General features: G+C 52.0%; 16 protein-coding genes. 3 read left to right on the top strand and 13 right to left on the bottom strand.

Going from position 1 to position 15,043, the window contains the following annotated elements; genetic code table 11:
* Window positions 1–2 precede the first annotated feature (2 nt).
* The gene (aspS, locus tag ACJ8W9_RS05675) at window positions 3–1,775 is read right to left on the bottom strand and encodes an aspartate--tRNA ligase (RefSeq protein ID WP_411360606.1); all 1,773 of its coding nucleotides are present in this window, start codon (window positions 1,773–1,775) and stop codon (window positions 3–5) included.
* Window positions 1,776–1,933: 158 nt separating this feature from the next.
* Between aspS and cmoA the strand changes: the two genes are divergently transcribed.
* From cmoA to ACJ8W9_RS05690, 3 genes are all read left to right on the top strand, one after another.
* Complete coding sequence (cmoA, locus tag ACJ8W9_RS05680) at window positions 1,934–2,680, top strand: carboxy-S-adenosyl-L-methionine synthase CmoA (protein ID WP_411360607.1); 747 nt, start codon at window positions 1,934–1,936, stop codon at window positions 2,678–2,680.
* A gap of 140 nt (window positions 2,681–2,820) precedes the next feature.
* Window positions 2,821–3,792: a tRNA 5-methoxyuridine(34)/uridine 5-oxyacetic acid(34) synthase CmoB gene (cmoB, locus tag ACJ8W9_RS05685; protein ID WP_411360608.1), complete on the top strand. Its 972-nt coding sequence runs from the start codon at window positions 2,821–2,823 to the stop codon at window positions 3,790–3,792.
* A gap of 27 nt (window positions 3,793–3,819) precedes the next feature.
* Window positions 3,820–4,710 carry a LysR family transcriptional regulator gene (locus ACJ8W9_RS05690; RefSeq protein ID WP_411358897.1) on the top strand — a complete coding sequence of 297 codons (891 nt, stop codon included), beginning with the start codon at window positions 3,820–3,822 and terminating at the stop codon, window positions 4,708–4,710.
* 12 nt (window positions 4,711–4,722) lie between these two features.
* On the opposite strand, the gene ACJ8W9_RS05695 is transcribed toward ACJ8W9_RS05690, so the two are convergent.
* From ACJ8W9_RS05695 to ccmA, 12 genes are all read right to left on the bottom strand, one after another.
* On the bottom strand, window positions 4,723–6,273 hold the full coding sequence (locus ACJ8W9_RS05695; RefSeq protein WP_411358898.1) for a peptide MFS transporter: 1,551 nt from the start codon (window positions 6,271–6,273) through the stop codon (window positions 4,723–4,725).
* A gap of 103 nt (window positions 6,274–6,376) precedes the next feature.
* Window positions 6,377–7,261, bottom strand: a complete 885-nt coding sequence (gene galU, locus ACJ8W9_RS05700; protein WP_411358899.1) for a UTP--glucose-1-phosphate uridylyltransferase GalU — start codon at window positions 7,259–7,261, stop codon at window positions 6,377–6,379.
* Between the two features lie 35 nt (window positions 7,262–7,296).
* The gene (locus ACJ8W9_RS05705) at window positions 7,297–8,043 is read right to left on the bottom strand and encodes a VacJ family lipoprotein (RefSeq protein ID WP_411358900.1); all 747 of its coding nucleotides are present in this window, start codon (window positions 8,041–8,043) and stop codon (window positions 7,297–7,299) included.
* Between the two features lie 15 nt (window positions 8,044–8,058).
* Complete coding sequence (gene ccmI / locus ACJ8W9_RS05710) at window positions 8,059–9,273, bottom strand: c-type cytochrome biogenesis protein CcmI (protein ID WP_411358901.1); 1,215 nt, start codon at window positions 9,271–9,273, stop codon at window positions 8,059–8,061.
* The gene (locus tag ACJ8W9_RS05715) at window positions 9,270–9,770 is read right to left on the bottom strand and encodes a cytochrome c-type biogenesis protein (protein ID WP_411358902.1); all 501 of its coding nucleotides are present in this window, start codon (window positions 9,768–9,770) and stop codon (window positions 9,270–9,272) included. The genes ccmI and ACJ8W9_RS05715 overlap by 4 nt, the downstream gene beginning before the upstream one ends.
* On the bottom strand, window positions 9,767–10,342 hold the full coding sequence (locus tag ACJ8W9_RS05720) for a DsbE family thiol:disulfide interchange protein (RefSeq protein ID WP_411358903.1): 576 nt from the start codon (window positions 10,340–10,342) through the stop codon (window positions 9,767–9,769). The genes ACJ8W9_RS05715 and ACJ8W9_RS05720 overlap by 4 nt, the downstream gene beginning before the upstream one ends.
* Window positions 10,339–12,291 carry a heme lyase CcmF/NrfE family subunit gene (locus ACJ8W9_RS05725; protein ID WP_411358904.1) on the bottom strand — a complete coding sequence of 651 codons (1,953 nt, stop codon included), beginning with the start codon at window positions 12,289–12,291 and terminating at the stop codon, window positions 10,339–10,341. The genes ACJ8W9_RS05720 and ACJ8W9_RS05725 overlap by 4 nt, the downstream gene beginning before the upstream one ends.
* On the bottom strand, window positions 12,288–12,776 hold the full coding sequence (gene ccmE / locus ACJ8W9_RS05730; protein WP_411359297.1) for a cytochrome c maturation protein CcmE: 489 nt from the start codon (window positions 12,774–12,776) through the stop codon (window positions 12,288–12,290). Before ccmE ends, ACJ8W9_RS05725 begins: the two co-directional genes overlap by 4 nt.
* Window positions 12,777–12,781: 5 nt before the next feature.
* Window positions 12,782–12,982: a heme exporter protein CcmD gene (ccmD, locus tag ACJ8W9_RS05735; RefSeq protein ID WP_411358905.1), complete on the bottom strand. Its 201-nt coding sequence runs from the start codon at window positions 12,980–12,982 to the stop codon at window positions 12,782–12,784.
* Window positions 12,982–13,728, bottom strand: coding sequence for a heme ABC transporter permease (locus ACJ8W9_RS05740; protein WP_411358906.1), 747 nt, complete (start codon window positions 13,726–13,728; stop codon window positions 12,982–12,984). The genes ccmD and ACJ8W9_RS05740 overlap by 1 nt, the downstream gene beginning before the upstream one ends.
* A gap of 1 nt (window position 13,729) precedes the next feature.
* Window positions 13,730–14,413, bottom strand: coding sequence for a heme exporter protein CcmB (ccmB, locus tag ACJ8W9_RS05745; protein WP_034733277.1), 684 nt, complete (start codon window positions 14,411–14,413; stop codon window positions 13,730–13,732).
* Window positions 14,397–15,032: a cytochrome c biogenesis heme-transporting ATPase CcmA gene (ccmA, locus tag ACJ8W9_RS05750; RefSeq protein WP_411358907.1), complete on the bottom strand. Its 636-nt coding sequence runs from the start codon at window positions 15,030–15,032 to the stop codon at window positions 14,397–14,399. Before ccmA ends, ccmB begins: the two co-directional genes overlap by 17 nt.
* Window positions 15,033–15,043 lie beyond the last annotated feature (11 nt).

The raw sequence follows: 15,043 nt of genomic DNA on the forward strand, positions 1-15,043 counted from the left end.
CGTTAGTCTTTTGCTTCCTCAGCTAACTTAACGGCTACGCCCAGCTCCTGCAAGGCATCTTCGTTGGCAACGCCTGGGGCATCGGTCAATACGCAGGCTGCGGTGGTGGTTTTCGGGAAGGCAATAACTTCACGAATCGAGCTTGCGCCCACCATCAACATCACCAAGCGGTCGAGGCCAAATGCCAAGCCCGCATGCGGTGGCGTACCGTACTTCAATGCTTCCAGCAAGAAGCCGAACTTCTCTTGTGCTTCGTCTTTGCTGATGCCCAAGATTTCGAACACGGTTTGCTGCATAGCGTTTTCGTGAATACGCACCGAACCACCGCCAACTTCAACGCCGTTCAAGACCATGTCATAAGCGTTTGATAATGCCTCGGCTGGATTGGCCTTTAACTCTTCCGGCGTAACGCCTACTGGCGCAGTGAACGGATGGTGAATCGCATACAACTCACCGTCATGCTCTTCGAACATGGGGAAGTCAACGACCCACAACGGACGCCATTCATCGCTGACAAAGCCATGTGCTTCACCGACTTTCAAACGCAGTGCACCCATAGCTTCAGCAACCACAGTTGCGTTATCGGCACCGAAGAACAGAATATCACCATCAGCAGCTTCAGTGCGCTCCAAGATACCCTGCAAGGCAGCATATGGAATGAATTTAAGTACCGGTGACTGAATCCCGTCACGGCCAGCACTTAAGTCATTTACTTTCATCCACGCCAAGCCTTTAGCGCCATAAATGCCGACAAAAGCGGTGTACTCGTCAATCAGTTTACGGGTGATGTCGCCCGCTTTGCCTGGCACTTTAAGAGCTGCCACCCGACCCTTAGGATCATTTGCAGGTCCCGCAAACACTTTGAATTCAACGTCTTTCAGTAAGTCGGCAACATCGACCAGTTCCAGCGGGTTACGCAAGTCAGGTTTGTCACTACCGAAGCGACGCATGGCTTCGTGCCAAGTCATGCGCGGAAAATCACCAAGATCAACGTCAAGCATTTGCTGAAACAGGCTACGAACCATCTGCTCAGTCACGCCCATGACTTCGTCAGCACTCATAAATGAGGTTTCGATATCGATCTGCGTGAATTCTGGTTGACGGTCCGCGCGTAAGTCTTCGTCGCGGAAACATTTGACGATTTGGTAATAGCGGTCAAAACCCGACATCATCAGCAACTGTTTAAACAGCTGTGGCGATTGCGGCAAAGCAAAGAACTTACCTTTATGAGTGCGACTCGGCACCAAATAATCACGCGCGCCTTCTGGGGTAGCGCGGGTCAGCATTGGCGTTTCGATATCTAAAAAGCCAGCGTCATCCATGAAGCGACGCACCGCACTGGTCACCCGCGCACGGAACTGCAGATTGTGATTCATGTTCGGGCGGCGCAAATCAAGGTAGCGATAACGCAAACGCGCTTCTTCGCTAACGTGCTGGTTAAAATCGATAGGCAGCGGCTCTGAGCGACTGATGATCTCTAACTCACTCGCCATCACTTCGACGGCACCCGTCGCCATACCCGCATTCACTTGGCTCTCAGGACGAGCGCGCACGGTACCCGTTAAGCGGATACAGAATTCTTGGCGCAACTTGTTGGCAGTTTCAAAGAGTGCAGCTTGATCCGGATCGAATACCACTTGCACCAAACCAGTACGGTCGCGCATATCGATAAAAATCAGACCACCGAGGTCACGACGTTTGTTCACCCAACCACACAGAGTTACCTGTTGGTCGACAAGGCTTGTTTCAAGCTTTCCGCAATAATGGCTACGCATGGGTTTGTCCCTACCACAAGTTAAAATTTTTGAAGCGCCACATTATAACGGACTCATAGAAATTGTCAGTAACAGATGCGGAAAGAAAATCCTCAATTTGCGCTGCTGTTTACGCTAAACTACGCAGTGATTTGAATTTTTTTGCAGGATGAACCTACGTGGGCCAATTTGATAGCAAACCTGACGCCATTTTTGCCGAGCCATTAAGCAAGGTGAGTGATTTCGTGTTCGACCAGCGTGTGGTCGAGGTTTTTCCCGACATGATCAATCGTTCGGTGCCCGGCTATCAGAGTATATTGCAAGGCATCGGCCAATTGACCCAGCGCTTTGCGCAAGCTGATTCCGTGTTATATGACCTTGGTTGTTCGCTTGGCGCCGCGACACTTGCCATGCGTCAAGGCGCGAAGGGCTTAGCGGACGTGAGTATTGTCGCGGTCGACAACTCAGCGGCTATGGTCGAACGCTGTCGCTTGCACCTCGACGGTTACCGCAGTGAGATTCCGGTGCACGTCGAGTGCGCAGACATTCGCGACACAGAGATGGCGAATGCTTCGGTCATCACCATGAACTTCACCCTGCAGTTCGTGCCGCCAGAACAGCGTCAGACCTTGCTGCAACGTATCTATGACGCTCTCAAACCGGGCGGTGTGCTGCTACTCGCGGAAAAATTCCGTAGCGCCGACACCGAGATGGATGCGGTATTGGTCGACCTGCACCATGAGTTCAAGCGTGCCAACGGTTACAGTGAGCTAGAAATCAGTCAAAAGCGTGCGGCCATCGAGAATGTGATGCGCATTGATACGTTAGAGGCGCATCATGAACGTTTGCGCGAGATTGGTTTTGCGCATTCGCAGGTCTGGTTTCAATGTTACAACTTCGCCGCCCTGCTCGCAGTTAAAAATTAGCTTCGGGCTTCGTACGCTGCGCTGTTCGTCCGCTTCGCTATTGGTGCGCTTCGCTTTTCGAACAGCGAACGTAGTGAGCGCACGAACAGTGAGGCGAAGCCGAACGGACGAATAACGAATAACGCTTTTAGGATCTACACATGGATTTATTTCGGGATGACTTGATTGCCGTAGCGCAATCGCCCCTCGCACATTGGCTCGAACAACTGCCCGCGCAACTGGCAAAGTGGCAACGCGAGCAGCAGCATGGTGAACTGCCAAAATGGCTGCGTTGTGTTGCGCAATTGCCGAAGTTGCAAGCAGAGCAGGTCGACTTAGTCGACACCGTAAGCGTGCAAGCCGCACAAGTGAGTGATGGCGAACAGCAGCGGATTCGGGGCTTGTTGCAACAGTTGATGCCGTGGCGCAAAGGGCCTTTTAACTTGCACGGTGTGCACATCGATACCGAATGGCGCTCAGACCTGAAGTGGCAGCGCGTGGCGCCCCACATTGGCGACTTAAGCGGACAACAAGTGCTAGATGTTGGCTGTGGCAGTGGTTATCACCTGTGGCGCATGCTGGAACAAGGTGCGGCGCAAGTTTGGGGAGTCGACCCTGGTCAGCTCTTTATGGCACAGTTTATGGCTGTACGGGGCTTCATGCCGGCTGAGCTGCAAGCGCGCGCACACCTATTTCCGCTGGGCGTCGAAGACCTGCCTGACTTAAACGCTTTTGATACCGTATTCAGCATGGGGGTGCTCTATCACCGACGCTCACCAATCGATTTCTTGACGAAACTGAAAGCGCAATTGCGTCAAGGTGGTCAGTTGGTGTTGGAAACTTTAGTTGTTGAGGGTAGCGAACAGACGGTTTTGGTGCCGGGACAAACCTACGCGAAAATGCGTAATGTCTGGTTTATTCCGAGCACTGCAGCACTGCTGCACTGGCTTGACCGCTGTGGTTTTCGCAATGCCCGCATGGTTGACGAGAACGTCACAACACTTGAAGAACAACGCGCTACCGAGTGGATGGACGGTCAATCGCTTGCTGATTTTCTCGATCCGCAGGCCCCATCACTGACTATTGAAGGTTATCCTGCACCGCGGCGCGCAGTGATTATTGCCGAGCGTTAATCGCCCCACCTTAAGTAAGGAGCTACCATGAACAACGCCTATCGCCCTCGTACCACCATTGAGCAATGGCGGATGTTTCAGGCAGTGGTTGATTATGGCAGCTATGCGAGCGCCGCTGATGCATTGAGTAAAAGCCAAAGCTCTATCAACCATGCGGTCGCCAAACTTCAACAGGTACTAGGGGTTGAATTGCTGCGAGTGGTCGGGCGCAAAACCGAACTGACCCCCATCGGTGAGGTCATGTTACGCCGCTCACGGCAGCTAACCTCGCACATTACCGAGCTTGAACAGCTCGCCAAAAATCTAGAGCAAGGCTGGGAGCCTGAAATCAAACTCGCCATTGAAATGGTGTTTGACCGCAGCTTGATGTTACCGGTATTGCAAACGTTTCAGACGCAAAGTCGTGGTAGCCGTTTAGTCATCGAAGACACGGTACTGACGGGCTCGATTGAAGCGATCACAGAGCAAAGTGCAGATATCGTGATTTCGCATCAGTTACCGAAAGGCGTAGTTGGAGAACCCATCATTAACTACGCCTTGCAACTTGTGGTCGCCAAAGACCATCCGCTGGCAGCGGAAACACAACCGTTGCAGCCCGATCAGCTCAGTCAGCATCTACAAATTGTGATTCGCGACACCGCCCGTAAGCCGGTTGAAGCCGAAGGCTGGCTACGCGCTGAGCAGCGTTGGACCGTGAATAATTTCAATGAGGCACTGCAGCTGGTCGAAGCTGGTTTGGGCTTTTGTTGGTTACCGCCGTTTATTACGGCGCACAGCAACCAGCTTAAAGAATTACAGCTCGAGGGCAGCTCGCATCGCGCTGGTGGTATGTATTTGGTCTTACCCAAAGACGAAAAAACCGGGCCATGCGCCCGGTTACTTTACGATTTACTGCGTCAGCAATTGGTGGGCGGTTAAGCCCACCGTAGCTTAGAACTTCTCAGATTTAGGCGGCTCGTTGGCATTAATCGCCACCGCCTCTGGATCAGGTTGTCCCGCCAATGCTTCCCACTTACGCGTCTTCAGCGCAATGAGGAATACCACAACACCTACACCAACACCGAATAAGGTGATCTGCATGTACATGTCTGGCATGGTCGAAACGTTCTCTGGATCCAAGTTACCAGCAATCAAGCCGGCGAGTAAGCTACCAATGGAGTAGGTTAAGACGAAGATACCCATCATTTGGCCAGCCATACGACGTGGCGACAGTTTACTTACTGCGCTCAGGGCAACTGGGCTCAAGCACAACTCACCAACCGTGTGTAAGAAGTACACCGCAACCAACCAGTTTGGTGAAACTTTCATGCCCGATGCTGCTGCTTGTGACGCAAAGAACATCACAATGAAGCCGCTTGCCATGATGATCAGACCCAAGGCGCTCTTGAAGCCATAGGAGGGGTTAATCATGCGCTTGGTTAAGTTGACCCACAACGCTGCAAAGAACGGCGATAGCGCAATCAGAAAGGCTGAATTCAGCATCTGGAACCAAGTGGTCGGAATTTCAAAAGTCCCTACCATGCGGTCAGTTAAGTCACGCGCAAATAAGTTTAACGATGAACCTGCTTGCTCAAAACCAGCCCAGAAGCAGATCGATGCGATACACACCAAGAACAGTGCACCTAAACGCTTCGCCTCATTGCGCGTGAGCTTGCCAAAAATGAAGATACTGGCGTAGTACACAAAGAACACAATGGTTGCTGCTAGGGCCACATATTGTGCAATCGCGATTGGATCGATGATGATCGCGCCAGTCGTAGCGCCCACAAAGACCACGCCAAGGCCAGCTAAGAACGCAATGATAACGCCCCAACTAATACGGCGACCACTTGCTGACAATGGTTTTGGCGCTTCGGCACCTACGTCGCCGAGTTTCGGCAAGGTCATACGATATTGGATAAGACCGAATAACATACCCACTGCAGCAGCACCGAAGGCCCAATGCCAACCCACATTTTCCATCAAGTAACCGGTCACCAAGTAACCAATCAGCGAGCCAATATTAATACCCATGTAATACAAGGTATAACCAGCATCGCGACGGTCATCGCCGTCGTCATATAGCTGGCCGACCAAGGCACTGATGTTTGGCTTCAACATACCGGTACCGAGCACGACCAGAATCAAACCTAAAAAGAAGGTTGTTTCTGATGGCACGGCCAACACGATATGGCCACACATAATGATGATACCGCCATACCAAGTGGCACGTTGACCACCAATCAAACGGTCAGCAATCCAACCGCCGGGCAAGCCCATAAAATACACGGCACCAGTGTAAAGACCATAAATAGCAGTTGCTGATGCAACAGTCAGAGCTAAGCCGCCCTCTTGCACGGCCGCTGTCATAAAGAGTACGAGTAGCGCACGCATGCCGTAATAGCTCATGCGTTCCCACATCTCGGTAAAGAACAAGGTTTGCAACCCGGCCGGTTGGCCGAAGAAGCTATTGTCCTGAGGAGTTACGTTTTTAGGTTCCATACCTATTTAACCTTCGTTGTTGTAATTATAAAACGCCGAAAAAACTGTAATACCCTACAGATTTCGGCGTTAAAAGGAAATAGAAAACGTTGAATGGATAGGCTTACACGATTGACTTGAGCCAGTTGCGTAAATCTTGGGCAAGATCCGGATGACGTAACGCTTGTTCGATGAAGGCTTGGGTATAACCGAGCTTATTACCACAGTCATTGCTGCGGCCTTTCATGTAGTAAGCATTCACCGGTTGCTGCGCGAGCAACATGTCCATCGCATCGGTTAGTTGGATCTCATTACCAGCGCCCACTGGCGTGCGCTTGAGCAAACTCCATAAAGCTGGCGGGAACACATAACGACCGACCACGGCAAGATCAGACGGTGCTTTATCTACGGTCGGTTTTTCCACCAGCTTCTTAATCGGTGCTTGCTCACCTGGCGACAGATCAACACCATTGATGTCGGCAATACCGTACTGGTTCACCATAGCCTGTGGCACTTTCTCGACCATCACTTGCGCCACCCCCGAATCATTGTAGTTGCGCACCATTTCAGCAAGGTTGTCGCGTTTTAAGTCACAACTTGCAGCATCCACCAGCACGTCTGGTAGCACCACCGCAAAGGGTTGGTCGTCAATCAACGGCCGCGCGCACAGTACCGCATGCCCCAAGCCTTTGGCGACGCCCTGACGGACATGCATGATGGTCACACCGGGCGGTGTAATCGCTTGCACTTCGGCTAGCAACTGACGTTTTACCCGCTGCTCAAGCGTGGTTTCGAGCTCGAAACTGGTGTCAAAATGGTTTTCAATTGAGTTTTTACTCGAATGGGTCACCAAAATAATATCGGTAAGACCTGCGGCAGCGCATTCTTCAACAATAAATTGAATCAACGGGCGATCGACCAAAGGCAGCATTTCTTTTGGGATCGCTTTGGTCGCGGGTAACATCCGTGTACCTAGTCCGGCAACGGGAATGACGACTTTTTTCACCATGTCATCGGGTCCTTGTTTTGTCCTAATCCAGTTTTTTATTCGAATTGATCGTAAAAATCATCACCGAGGTCTTCGAGCTCGTTCGGGTCTTCCTCTTCAACCGGCGGATTTCCGTCATACACATTGTCACGCCAGTTTTGGAAGTAAGCCTCGCGCACAAAGCTGTATGGGTCGAGTGAGTTTTCCATGAGACTCTGCTGCTCTTGTAAGCGTAGTCGCAGATCGAGCGCACGAATGGCCAAACGTCCGATTGTCAGTGGTGTGCTCAAATCGTCAATCGGGAAGTACATACCGTCAACGACGTCTCCGCCACGGTCTAGTACAACGGTCGGCCCCATGCCTGGCAGCATAAGGTAAGGTCCATCGCTCACACCCCACACTGCGAGCGTTTCACCAAAACCTTCGTCACGAACCGTCAACCCCATTGGCGTGGCGACATCAAATACCCCCAATACACCCACGGTGCTATTGATAAGGAAACGCCAAAAGGTCACGCCAGCGTCTTTGAACTTACCCTGCAAGGTATTATTCACTAAGTGCGATGGTTCACCTAAGTTTTCAGCAGCATTGAGTAGACCGGTTCGAACCGGCTGCGGGATCATGCCGTACGTACGTGCGGCTGGCCAAATCACGTAATCATCTAGGGTTTCGTTGAAATCCCAGACTTCGCGGTTCACCTCTTCAAATGGGTCGCGCGGATCCGCATAGGGGTCATCTGGGGCTGAGGCGCAGCCGCCCAAACCCAAAACAATAATTGCAATTCCTAACTTCCAAAATTTCAAGCGAGACTCCTTTATTTACAGCGCTCGATCAATAATTAACTCGACTTCGACATTGCTATCAGCAGCGACCACTTTTGGCTCAGCACCCAGATCACCTGCGCCAATCTCAATGCGGTCATCCGTCGAAATACGCGCCTCAACCTGCCATTGGTTCAGTTGACTCATTTTATAGTCTGGCAGCATTGCTTGGGCATCAGACAGTTGTATGGTCACCGGAAAATCACTGACCACCTGGCGTACCACTGCAGCAGGCATGGGCGCACCGTCGACAGCTTTGACATACACAAACAAGGTCGCATCAGCTGGTAACTGGTTCTGCATGCTTTCACTTAGCTGCACAGTGACCGTAAGCGTTTGCGCACTGCCGTCAAGCTGTTGCTGTGCATCGGCAAGTGCTTGTGCAATGGCATCGGCGCGCGGGTCATCTGCAGGCAGCAATTGTTCGAGTAATTGCCAAGCTTGCACCGCTTGTTGATAGTCGCCCCGCTGATAAGCCACTGCGCCAGTGAGCGAGAGACCATCAATATTACGCGGGTCGATGCGTAACAGTTGTGATAATAAGCGTGCGGCCTGCTGTAGTTGTTCGGCACCACCGACATTGATCAACAACTGCGCGTAACCGAGCAAAATAGCAGGACGTTCGTTGTCCATTGCATAAGCTTTTTCATAAGCTGCTAAAGCTTGTTCGAATTGCTGCAACGCCGTCGCCGCACGAGCATAAAGCATCCACGCCATCGCATCGCCATCGTCTTGTTGTAAACGTTGCCGTAAGCCAAGCGCAAACAGCTCAAGTTGCTGTGGCGATGGTGCAGCATTTTGATCGGACAGTACTTGCTGCGCTAAGGTTGGCAAAGCGCGACGCGCTTCATCGGCATACTGCTGTTGGTTCCAGCTGCCAAACAGCGAGTAACCTACCGCTGCCAACACCACAATAAACACCGCAGGTAACCAAATGCCACGACCGATAGCGCGCTCTTGCAATTGTTCTAACTCCGAGTTCTCACTCACAAAGCGTTTATCAAGTTCAGTCAATGCGCCTTGATAGGCCTCTTCACTGAGCAAGCCATCGGCAAACTCTTGCGACAGTTCTTCTTGGCGCTGTGCATAGAGTTCGCGGTTGACGTCTAAGCGGGTCAATTGCTGCGCGCGTTGTCGCACGCCGAACCACAGCACCATTACCAGTGCCAATAACGCGAGCAGCACCATACTCAGGATCAGTAACCAGTTCATGCGTCAGTATCCTTCTTCTCGGCGCGCAGCGTCGCTAGTTGAGCTTGCTCTTCATCGCTTAGGCTGACTTCGGTCTGCCGCTGTTGCTTCACGCGGAATACAATAACTAGGGCGCCAATCACCAGAACCGCGACCGGTCCCCACCATAAAATGCTGGTGGCAATATTCATTGGCGGTTGGTAATGCACAAAATCGCCATAGCGCGCGACCATAAAATCAATCACTTGCTGCTTTGTTGCACCGTCTCGCACCATCAAATAGGTACGATCGCGTAAATCCACCGCTAACTCGGCATTAGAATCGGCAATGCTCTGATTTTGGCACTTAGGGCAACGCAACTCGTCAATAAGCTCGCGAAATAAAGCCTCCTGAGCTGGGTCTTCAAATTGATATTCTTGTAGGTTTTGCGCTTGCGCTACAGGCACCGACTCAAGCCACAGCGAAGGCGCAACCAGCATAGCCGCGACAAAAAATGTCGCACGAATCATCTGCTTCATTGAGTCGCCTCCTCTGTTGTTCCTGCGAGTGCACGATAACGCTGTCCCAACTCGCCACGCCACACACGCTCGTTGACGTCACCCACATGGCGATACTGAATATTACCATCAGCATCAATCAGAAAGGTTTCCGGCGCACCATAAACGCCAAATTCCAGCGCCACGGCGCCATTGGCGTCGAATAAATTCGCGATATAAGGGTCGCCTAGGGTATTTAACCAATCCACGGCTTTCGCGAGCGAGTCGTCTTTGTAATTGAGCCCAACAATCGGGACGCCTTGGGCTGCCAACTCGTTCAAATACTCGTGTTCCGCACGACAGGTCGGACACCAAGTCGCCCAGACATTCAACAGTAAGGGTTGACCGCGCAAAATGCTCTCATCGAAACGTTCATCGGTGTTGTATAGATTCGGCACAGAGAACTGTGGCACTGGCTTACCGACCAACGCTGAACTGAGTTCCGTAGGATCCGAGAACAAACCCCGCAGCAAGAATCCGACGAGCAATAAAAACGCAATCAGTGGTAGCAATAAGATGGCCCAACGCCAACGGTTCGAGGTCACATCACTCATGTTTTCTCTCCCGCTTTGAACGCACGATATCGCTTATCACTCATTGCCAGTAAACCGCCGAGCGCCATCAGTAATGCACCCAACCAAATCCAACGAATAAACGGCTTCACATAGATGCGCACCGCCCAGGCGTCAGAATTTTCCAGCGGCTCACCGAGTGCGACATAAAGATCACGGGTGAAACCGGCATCGAGGCCAACTTCAGTCATACTCATGCGCTGAACTGTGTAGAAACGTTTCTCAGTGACCAAATCAGAAATCTTACGATCGTTGCTATACACCGAAAACTCTGCGTGATCGGTCAAATAATTCGGGCCTTCTTGTTGTGAAAGCACGTCAAACTGGAAACGATAACCTTCAACCATAACGCTGTCACCAGGCGCCATGCGCACATCGCGTTCGGTCTCATACTGGGTCACCGCGCCTATACCGATCAACATGACCGCAAAACCCAAGTGCCCAAGCACCATGCCCCAGTGGCTGCGACCTAGCTTGGTCAGACCGGCTAGGCCTTGCTTACGCTGCTGCACACGCAGCCGCAGCTCGGTCAGCAAGGTCATCACAATCCACATACTCATAATCATGCCGAGCACCGCCATGGCTTTGACTTGCTCAGCTAAGATTGCCGGCAGTGCATAGCCCAACGCCAGCGCTAGAATAAATGCCAGAGCTAAGCTGTTCCGCAGCGGCGCTAACTCTTGGCGGCGCCAACGGAATAACGGCCCTAAGCCCATGAACACCACAAAAGGAATGATTAGGTAGGTGAACATTTGATTGAAGAACGGCACGCCAATTGAAATCGAGCCCAAGCCGAGTTCTTTATGGACCAGCGGTAACAATGTGCCCAACAACACCACTAGGGTGGCGGCAACTAACAGAATATTGTTACCTAGCAGCATCACCTCGCGCGATGCGGTTTCGTACTTGGTGTGACTGTTGACCACACCGCCACGCAGCGCGAACAGCAACAGCGAGCCACCAATCACCACGGCCAGCAAACCGAGAATAAACAAGCCGCGCGCGGGGTCGGTCGCAAACGCGTGTACCGATACAATCACACCTGAACGCACCAAGAAGGTGCCGAGCAAGGCTAAACTGAAAGCTGAAATAGCCAGCAACACAGTCCATGACTTAAACGCGCCACGCTTTTCGGTCACCGCCAACGAGTGAATCAACGCCGTACCAACGAGCCACGGCATAAAGCTCGCGTTTTCTACTGGGTCCCAGAACCACCAACCGCCCCAGCCAAGCTCGTAGTAAGCCCACCAGCTACCAATCGCGATACCGAGCGTCAAAAAAGCCCATGCGGCGGTAGCCCATGGTCGTGACCAACGTGCCCAAGCAGCATCCAGCTTACCGGTCAGCAACGCTGCGATGGCAAAAGCAAAGGCCACCGAGAAACCAACATAACCCATGTACAGCAAAGGTGGATGAATAATCATGCCGGGGTCTTGCAGTAATGGGTTGAGGTCGCGACCATCTACCGGAATCCACGGCAAGACCCGATCAAACGGGTTAGAAACCGTGAGCATGAATAGATAAAAGCCAACGCTGATTAAACCTAAAATGGCCAACACGCGGGCCATCATGGCAATCGGCATGCGTCGCGAAAAGAGTGCAACGGCGGCAATCCAGCCTGCTTGCATGAGCATCCACAACAGGAATGAGCCTTCGTGCGAGCCCCACACCGCAGTAATGCGATAAGCTAGCGGCAACTGTGTATTAGAGTTGGCGGCAACGTATGCGATACTAAAATCATTAGCAATAAAGCCCCAGGTCAGGGCAATGTAAGCCACCAAAGTGAAAAAGAACTGCCCATAGGCAAGCGGACGTGCCAGCAGCATCGCACCACTGTGGGATTTATGCGCGCCCCATAACGGGTATACGGCAAGCACTAACGAAAAGGCGAGGGCTAGCGCCAGCGCAAACTGGCCGATTTCTGCGGTCATGACTGCTTATCCTTGAACGCGTCTGGTTGATTCGGGTTGACGTGCTTAATCCCTTTCATTTGCTCGGCCAGTTCCGGTGGCATGTATTCTTCATCATGCTTGGCAAGTACTTCGGTCGCTTCCATAACAGTAGGTTCAACCATCACACCTTGCGCAACAATGCCCTGCCCTTCACGAAAAAGGTCAGGCAAAATACCGGTATAGAGGATTTTTACCTCTGGGCCAAGGTCAGTTACGCGAAACTCGACTTCCAAGGTTTCTGGATTGCGACGCACCGAGCCTTCAACCACCATACCGCCAATGCGCAAACGCTGGCCGACCTCTGGCTTGGTCATATCTCGGCCTTTACCGTCAATCACTTCACTTGGCGTATAGAACAAGTCTATATTTTGCGATAGCGCATACAGAATAATGCTCATCGCCACAGCCACCCCGCCGATCAAACCGAGCGCCCAAGTTAATCGTTGTTTACGTCGCGGATTCATAGCCACTAGGATACCCCTTGTTTACGACGCGCTAGCCGTTGTTGCCGTTGCTGCTCTTTAACAAACTCTTGCTCGAGCTTGCTGCGAGCACGCAACCCTTGCACTACTACCAACGCCAATGCAAGAAAACTTACGCCAAAGGCGAGCCAAACGTAAAATCCATAGCCGCCCATTTCAATAAATGCTTGCCAACTCTCAAATTGCATTAGGCTTGCTCCCCTTGCTGAAGTTCCATTTTGACCCAAGGTCGACGCAATTCCTGCCGCAAAATTTCGTTACGCATGCGCTGCATCACTAGCGCACCGGCCAATAAAGCAAAGCCTAACATGCAGGTTAAGAGGGGAATCAGCATGCTATTCGCCATTGGCGGCCGCTCAAATACCGTTAGCGTTGCACCCTGATGTAGCGAATTCCACCAATCGACTGAGTAACGAATAATCGGAATGTTGATCACCCCGACCATCGCCAAGATGCCTGCAGCTTTTGCGCCAGTGCGATTATCGCTAAACGCATGATAGAGCGCTAACACCCCTATGTATAAGAAAAACAGAATTAGTTGCGAGGTGAGTCGTGCATCCCACTCCCACCAAGTGCCCCACATGGGTTTACCCCACACAGCACCGGTGAACAGCGAAATAAAGGTGAAGACAATACCAATTGGCGCAATGGCAGCCAGCGCCCAGTCTGCCATTTTTAACTGCCACACGCGGCCAACGAAAGCGGCGACCGCCATGGCAATGTACAGACTCATGGAGAACATCGCGGTCGGCACATGCACAAAGATGATGCGATAACTATCGCCTTGCTGGTAATCGGCGGGCGCAAACGCCAAGCCCCAAACCAAACCAGTCGCAAGTACTGCTACCGCACCGATGCTCACCCAAGGTAGCCAGCGACCTAATAAGCGGTATACAACTTCAGGTTTTGCGTACGGATGTAACCAGCGCCACATGTCAATTCACACTCACTCGAATCGCTGCAGCAACCGCAAACGGCGACAACAGCAAAGTTAATAAACTTAAGCCCGCCAATAATAACACCTGCGGCCACGCTTCTGTACCCACTAACGCTGCTTCAACCGCGCCACTGGCAAAAATCAGTAGCGGAATAAACAACGGGAGTAATAATAAACTCAACAAAGCACCACCGCGTCCCAGACTCACCGTCAACGCAGCGCCAATTGCTGTGACTGCGCTAAGAATCGGGGTCCCTACCAACAAGGTTGCTACCAGCGCGCTCCAACCTTCTAACGGTAGTTTTAATAATAACGCACACAGCGGCGCGAGGATCACTAACGGCAAGCCACTCAATAACCAATGCACGGCAACTTTACCGAACGCTAAAAGCGCCAGTGGTTGAGGTTGTAGCGTTAACTGCTCGAGGGTGCCATCGAGATAATCTTCACGAAATAAACGCTCCGAACCTAGTAACGCCGACAAGAGTGCGGCAACCCATATGACACCGGCGGCGATGCGCCCAAGAATATCTGGGCCAGGTCCAACGGCTAGAGGGAACAAAGTTACCACCATCAACACAAACAACAACGGATTTAGAACGTCACTGCGGCGCCGCATGACCACCATCAGATCACGACGCATCACGGCTTGGAGCGCTTGCCAACTAGTAGCCTGCATCATCGCCTCCTTCAATCCGCAAGCGCTTGAGACGTTCTGTTTGCCACGTCAGCTGCTGGTGCGATGTCAAAATAATCGCCCCGCCGTTTGCCGTGTGCTCGGCAAACTTTTGCTGCAGCAATTCGATACCAAAGGTGTCCAACGCAGTAAATGGCTCGTCTAAAATCCACAACGGTGCTTGGCTATACCACAGTTTGGTCAGCGCAATACGCCGTTGCTGCCCGGCCGATAACTGCCCTGCTGGTAAGTCTTCCAAGCCTAACAAACCGACGGTTTCCAAAAGTTGCCACGCGTCAATGTTGTCGACACCGCAGAGCTGCGCTTGTAACGCAACATTTTCCAGTGCAGTGAGTTCCGATTTAACCGCAGCTTTGTGGCCCAAAAATAGAGTTTGGGCGCGCCAATTTTGTTGTAAATCTGGCTGTTCAGGAAAAAATGTGATGTGTCCCGCTTGCAGTTGTACCAAGCCGACCAGCGAGCGCAGTAATGTTGATTTTCCGGCACCGTTGACGCCTTCGATATGCAGCACTTCACCCTGTGCAAGCTCAAAGGTTAAATCGGCAAATAAGGTTCGGCCTGCACGCTGCGAGGCCAGATGAGATACGGCAAGGACTGTCGACATGATGTATAGGC

Source organism: Pseudidiomarina salilacus, assembly GCF_047323925.1.
Lineage (GTDB): Bacteria > Pseudomonadota > Gammaproteobacteria > Enterobacterales > Alteromonadaceae > Pseudidiomarina > Pseudidiomarina salilacus.